Origin of the sequence: Streptomyces mesophilus (genome assembly GCF_011044995.1) — a bacterium.
GTDB lineage: Bacteria > Actinomycetota > Actinomycetes > Streptomycetales > Streptomycetaceae > Streptomyces > Streptomyces mesophilus.
In genome coordinates, this window is the sequence record NZ_JAAKZW010000337.1 from 1 (window position 1) to 6,344 (window position 6,344).

At 70.5% G+C, this 6,344-nt stretch carries 4 protein-coding genes; 2 read left to right on the plus strand and 2 right to left on the minus strand.

Annotated elements, in window-relative coordinates; genetic code table 11:
• Window positions 1–216 precede the first annotated feature (216 nt).
• Together G6045_RS38445 and G6045_RS38450 are read left to right on the plus strand one after the other, a co-directional pair.
• Window positions 217–1,005, plus strand: a complete 789-nt coding sequence (locus G6045_RS38445) for an ABC transporter ATP-binding protein (RefSeq protein ID WP_165336885.1) — start codon at window positions 217–219, stop codon at window positions 1,003–1,005.
• Window positions 1,002–3,578, plus strand: a complete 2,577-nt coding sequence (locus tag G6045_RS38450; protein ID WP_165336886.1) for an ABC transporter permease — start codon at window positions 1,002–1,004, stop codon at window positions 3,576–3,578. Before G6045_RS38445 ends, G6045_RS38450 begins: the two co-directional genes overlap by 4 nt.
• A gap of 149 nt (window positions 3,579–3,727) precedes the next feature.
• Here the strand turns inward: G6045_RS38450 and G6045_RS38455 are convergent, their stop codons facing one another.
• Both G6045_RS38455 and G6045_RS38460 read right to left on the minus strand, forming a co-directional pair.
• The gene (locus G6045_RS38455; RefSeq protein ID WP_165336887.1) at window positions 3,728–5,230 is read right to left on the minus strand and encodes a DUF2079 domain-containing protein; all 1,503 of its coding nucleotides are present in this window, start codon (window positions 5,228–5,230) and stop codon (window positions 3,728–3,730) included.
• Window positions 5,231–5,397: 167 nt separating this feature from the next.
• The gene (locus tag G6045_RS38460; protein ID WP_165336888.1) at window positions 5,398–6,132 is read right to left on the minus strand and encodes an SDR family NAD(P)-dependent oxidoreductase; all 735 of its coding nucleotides are present in this window, start codon (window positions 6,130–6,132) and stop codon (window positions 5,398–5,400) included.
• Window positions 6,133–6,344: the final 212 nt, after the last annotated feature.

The following is a 6,344-nucleotide window of genomic DNA, read 5'->3' on the forward strand; positions in this document are numbered from 1 at the left end:
GGGTCGGGGAGGGCTCGTCCTCCTGAACGAGGAGTCGGCGCGAGCGCGCTCCTAGCCTGGTCACAGGCCGGTACTGAGGCCGACCGCATCGTGGGGGGTGGGGTTTTCCTCAGTAAAAGACTGCGCTGGGCCTCAGCGCGCAAGGCCCTCTCCCGCGACCAGACTTGAGCACGTACTTCCGGCGTTCCTCGCTGCTTTCTACCTAGGAGACTTCACGTGACTACGGCTGTGACCACCCCCGGTCCCGGGGTAACTGGAGGGCGCACGGCTGTCGCCGCCCGGGCGCGGCAGGTCGTGAAGGCGTACGGCAGCGGGGAGACCCGGGTCGTCGCCCTCGATCATGTCGATGTGGACATCGCCCGCGGGCAGTTCACCGCGATCATGGGCCCCTCGGGGTCCGGCAAGTCCACGCTGATGCACTGCCTCGCCGGGCTCGACACGGTGACCGGCGGGCAGATCTACCTCGACGACACCGAGATCACCGGCCTCAAGGACAAGAAGCTCACGCAGCTGCGCCGGGACCGGATCGGCTTCATCTTCCAGGCGTACAACCTGCTGCCGACGCTGAACGCGATAGAGAACATCACGCTGCCCATGGACATCGCGGGCCGCAAGCCGGACAAGCAGTGGCTGCAGCGCGTGGTGGAGACGGTCGGCCTGGCCGAGCGCCTCAAGCACCGGCCCAGCCAGCTCTCCGGCGGTCAGCAGCAGCGCGTGGCGGTGGCGCGTGCGCTGGCCGCACGACCGGAGATCATCTTCGGTGACGAGCCCACCGGAAACCTCGACTCGCGCGCCGGCGCCGAGGTGCTCGGCTTCCTGCGGCGCTCCGTGTCCGAACTGGGGCAGACCATCGTGATGGTCACGCACGACCCGGTCGCGGCCTCGTACGCGGACCGTGTGCTGTACCTCGCGGACGGCCGGATCGTCGACGAGATGCACCACCCCACCGCCGACCAGGTCCTTGACCGTATGAAGGACTTCGACGCGCGGGGGCGTACGTCGTGACCGTGTTCAAGACCTCGATGCGCAACTTCTTCGCGCACAAGGGCCGGATGGCGCTCTCCGCGATCGCCGTCCTGCTCTCCGTCGCCTTCGTCTGCGGCACGCTCGTGTTCACCGACACCATGAACACGACCTTCGACAAACTCTTCGCGGCCACCTCGCCCGATGTGACCGTCAGCCCCAAGACCGCCGGGGACGGCGACGAGGACCCGCAGTCCGGGAAGCCCGACGCCCTGCCGGCCTCCGTGGTCGAGCAGGTGAAGCGGGCCGAGGGCGTCAAGTCGGCCGAGGGCGCGGTCATGTCGATGAACGTGACCGTGGTCGACTCCGAGAACGAGAACATGGGCTCGACCAACGGTGGCCCGACCATCGCCGGCAACTGGACGCGGAACGACGCCCGGACGATGGAGATCACGGAAGGCCACTCGCCGCGCGGCCCCACCGACGTGATGGTCGACTCCGACACCGCCGACAAGCACGGCCTCAAGCTCGGCGACGAACTGCGCACCATCAGCGTCAACGGCGACTTCACCGCGAAGATCAGCGGTATCGCCACCTTCAAGGTGACCAACCCGGGCGCGTCCGTCGTCTACTTCGACACCGCCACGGCCCAGAAGCAACTGCTCGGCAGGACCGGCGAGTTCAGCGCCGTCGCCGTGACCGGCGCCGACGGAGTCACCGACGCCGCCCTGAAGCAGAATGTCGCCGCCGAACTCGGCGCCGGCGCCTACAAGCTGCAGACCCAGACCGAGGCCGCCGACGCCAACCGCAAGGGCGTCGGCGAGTTCATGGACATCATCAAGTACGCGATGCTCGGCTTCGCCGGAATCGCGTTCCTGGTGGGCATCTTCCTGATCATCAACACCTTCTCGATGCTGGTCGCCCAGCGCACCCGCGAGATCGGTCTGATGCGGGCCATCGGCTCCTCGCGCAAGCAGGTCAACCGTTCCGTGCTCGTCGAGGCCACGCTGCTCGGAGTGATCGGCTCGATCCTCGGGGTCGGCGCGGGCGTCGGGCTCGCGATCGGTCTGATGGAGCTCATGTCCGGCATGGGCATGAACCTCTCCACGGACGACCTCACCGTGCAGTGGACGACCCCGGCGATCGGCCTGTTCCTCGGCATCGTCGTCACCGTCCTCGCCGCGTATCTGCCCGCACGCCGGGCCGGCAAGGTCTCCCCGATGGCCGCGCTGCGCGACGCCGGCACCCCGGCGGACGGCAAGGCGGGTCTCGTACGGGCGCTCATCGGCCTCGTCCTCACCGGCGCCGGTATCTTCGCCCTCTACACCGCGGCCACCGCCGACACGGCCGGCGACGGATCGCTGTGGCTCGGCGGCGGTGTGGTCCTCACGCTCATCGGCTTCGTGATCGTCGGACCGGTGCTCGCGGGCGGAGTGGTGCGGGTCATCAGCGCCCTCGTGCTGCGCCTGTTCGGACCGGTCGGGCGGATGGCGGAGCGCAACGCGCTGCGCAACCCGCGGCGTACCGGGGCCACCGGTGCGGCGCTGATGATCGGCCTCGCGCTGGTCGCCTGCCTGTCCGTGGTCGGCTCCTCGATGGTCGCCTCGGCCACCGACGAGCTCGACAAGTCGGTCGGCGCGGACTTCATCATCCAGGGCCAGCAGCGCATCGTTCCGCAGGCCGAGAAGGCCATCCAGAACAGCCCGGACCTGGAGCACGTCACGCGCTACAAGGTGGCCGAGGTCACCATGACGGCACCCAACGGCAAGACGGAGAAGGGTGATTCCGCCGTCGCGGCCGCCGATCCCACGTACGCCACGGACCTGCGCCGCGAGACCACGGCGGGCAACCTGAAGGACGCCTACGCCGCGGACTCCATGTCGATCGGCTCGGACTACGCCGAGGACTACGGCATCAAGCTCGGCGACACCCTCACCGTCGCCTTCAAGGGCGGCGAGACGGCGAAGCTCAAGGTCGGGGCCATCACGAGTGATGACGTGACCATCGACCAGGGCGCGCGGTACATGTCCATCGCGACGCTGGAGAAGTACCTGCCGGCCGACAAGGTCCCGCCGAACGAGATCATGTTCGCCAAGGCGAAGGACGGTCAGGCGGAGGCGGCCTATGCGGCGCTCAAGGACACCCTGAAGCAGTACCCGCAGTACGAGGTCCGCGACCAGACGGACTTCAAGGAGGAACTGCAGAGCCAGGTCGGCCAGTTGCTCAACATGGTCTACGGGCTGCTCGCCCTCGCGATCATCGTCGCGGTGCTCGGTGTGGTGAACACCCTGGCCCTGTCGGTGGTCGAACGGACCAGGGAGATCGGCCTGATGCGGGCGATCGGCATGTCGCGGCGCCAGCTGCGCCGGATGATCCGCCTGGAGTCCGTGGTGATCGCCCTGTTCGGCGCGCTGCTCGGCCTCGGGCTCGGCATGGGCTGGGGAGCCACGGCGCAGCGACTGCTCGCCATGGAGGGCCTCGAAGTCCTGGAGATCCCCTGGGCGACCATCATCGCGGTGTTCATCGGCTCGGCCTTCGTGGGCCTGCTCGCGGCGCTGATCCCGGCGTTCCGCGCGGGCCGGATGAACGTCCTGAACGCCATCGCGACCGAGTAGCCCACCGGGCCCTCGCGCTCCTGGGGCGACGGTTACGGTAGGGGTCCGGCCCCGGTGCACATCCTCCATGTGCACCGGGGCCGGGCTGATTTCGGGGGCGTGCCCGGGGGTCCGTGCCGGAGGCCTGTGCCCGGGGTTCAGTGACCCGCTCAGGTGACCCGCTTGAGCACCACGAACCCGCCCGCCGACCCGAACTCCGAGAACCGCGCGTCGGGATGAAGGCGTCGCGCATGCGCCACCGGATCGGCGTACCGACCGGACCGGTTGTCCAGGGCGAGGTAATCCGGCGTCACTCCCCGGGAGTTGCCGATCCACAGCACCCGGCAGCGGCTCGTGAGCCGGCTGATGGGCCCGATGTTCGCCTCGACGGTGGCCCCGTCGGGGATGCGGTCGAGCAGCGCGTCCGCCTGGCGTGCGGCGGCGGGCACGCGGTAGACGGCGGGGTCGGTGAGCGTGCCGAGCGGCAGCGAGACGGTCAGGGCGAGCGCTACCGCGGCGGCCGCGAGCGGTGCCTGGGCCGCGAACTTGGTCAGCCACGGGCGGTCGCCGCCGCGGCGGGCCCGGGCGATCCCGTCGGCCGCGGCGAGGACGACCACCGGCATGAGCACCGCGCTGTAGTGCCACTCCGTGCCCCAGTACGAGTCGTCCGAGGAGAAGAAGCGCCAGCCGAGGGTGGGCAGGACGATCAGGACGAGCGGGGAGCGCAGGGCGAACAGACCCGTGGGCAGCAACAGCCAGGCCAGCGTGCGCAGTTTGACGTCCCACCCGGCGAACGGATCGGGGAACCCGCTGTCGACGCGGTTCCAGTACTCGTAACTGCCGACGGTGTTGAAGGCGGGGATGATCCAGACGAAGACCAGCAGGGCGGCGATGGCCCCGAAGGCGGCCACGGCGTAGGCATACGGGAGAGCGCGGCGGGCCGCTGCGGCACCGGTCTCGTCGGCAGCCTTGTCGCCGGCAGCCCTGTCGCCGGCCTTCGCGCGGCGATGCGCACGCCAGGCCACGACCAGGGCGATCGCCATCAGCGTCAGCCCCAGGTCCTCCTTGACGAGCACCAGCGGCAGGGCCCACAGCAGCGCGGCCCGCCAGCGCTCGGCGAGCAGCGCCTCCAGTGCGAACGCGATCAGCGGTACGGCGAAGGCGATCTCATGGAAGTCGAAGTCGACGGCCCGTTGCAGCCCCCACGACAGACCGTAGGCGAGGCCGAGGCAGAGCCCGCCGCCCCGCCCGAGCAGCCGGCCCGCCGCCCGCGTCACCGGCACCACGGACAGGGCGAACAGCGCGGCCTGCGCGACGAGCAGCGTCACCGGCCCCGGAAAGAGCCGGTAGAAGGGGGCGATCAGGGCCGTGACCGGGCTGAAGTGATCGCCGAGTATGTGCGCGCCCGGCCCCTTCAGATCGGCGATCGGTGCCTGTAGGTGCGCGTATCCCCGTATCGCCTGCTCGAAGATCCCCAGATCCCACGACCGCGTCCCGAACTTCTCCCAGCGCAGCACGGACACGGTGGTGTACGCGAGGAACAGCAGCGCCGCGAGCCCCCAGGGCGCCAGGTCCCGGCCGCCGCGCGTCAGCCCGGCCGCCCCGCATATGCCGGACGACGGCCGGGCCTCGTCCGTGGCGGACGCGGCGGACGTGTCGACGGCGGTACGCATGCGGGCAGCCCTTCGGGGTCGCGGGGTTCGAAGCGGTCGGCGAGGTGGGGCGGTGCCCCGTTCCACCAATTCGAACACGACGCGCAAGCACCTTCGCGGCGGGGTGACGGCCCCGGCGTCCGGGTGCGGCCCGCGCCCGGGCGCCGGGCGGCCGGCGATGAGGACCCTCAGATCGCGCCGATCCCGCCGTCCACCGCGATATGCCCGCCGGTGGCGAACGAGGCGCGGTCGCTGAGCAGCCAGAGCGCCGCCTCGGCGATCTCGGCCGGCTCGGCGATCCGCTGCTGTATCTGCCGCGCGACGAACGCCTCGCCCAGGGCGGGCGCCGCCTCGATGGCCCCTTGGATCATTTCGGACATGGTGGTGCCGACGGTCAGGGCGTTCACCCGGATCCCCCGCTCCCCGTACTCCGCCGCCGCGGACTTGGTGAGACCGAGCACGGCGTGCTTCGCGGCGATATACGGGGCGGGGGCGCCGGTGTAGATCAGGCCGGCCGAGCTGGATGTGTTCACGATCGCGCCACGGCCGGCCTCGAGCATCACGGGGATCTGGGCCCGCAGACAGTTCCAGGTGCCGCGGACGTTCACATCCATGACGCGGTCGTAGTCCTCCTCGCCCTGCTCGTGCAGCGGGCCCAGGACGGAGCCGGCGTATCCGGCGTTGTTGAAGGCGCCGTCGAGCGCACCGAACCGTTCGAGGGTGGCGGCGACCGCGCGGTCCACGTCACCGCGCTCTGTCACGTCCCCGACGCTGTACGCGGCCCGTCCGCCGTCCGCCTCGATCCGCGCGGCCAGATGCTTGAGCCGGTCCTCGCGCCGGGCCATCACGAGGACGGCGGCGCCTTCCCGCGCGAAGAGCCGGGCGGCGGCCTCTCCGATGCCGCTGGACGCTCCGGTGATCATGACGGCCTTGCCGGTGAGCAATCCGCTGTGGGTCGTACGGGTTTGATCATCCATACGCCGAGTCAACCAACTCCCGGCCGCGGAGGGTGAGTCAATTCCAGCCCAACCCGTACCCCGCCCGAAGTCTGTCGGCGCCCCGCCCCACACCTGCCCGAAGCCCGCCGGCACGCCACCTCGCCCGCGCCCGAAGCCCGCCGGCACGCCACCTCGCC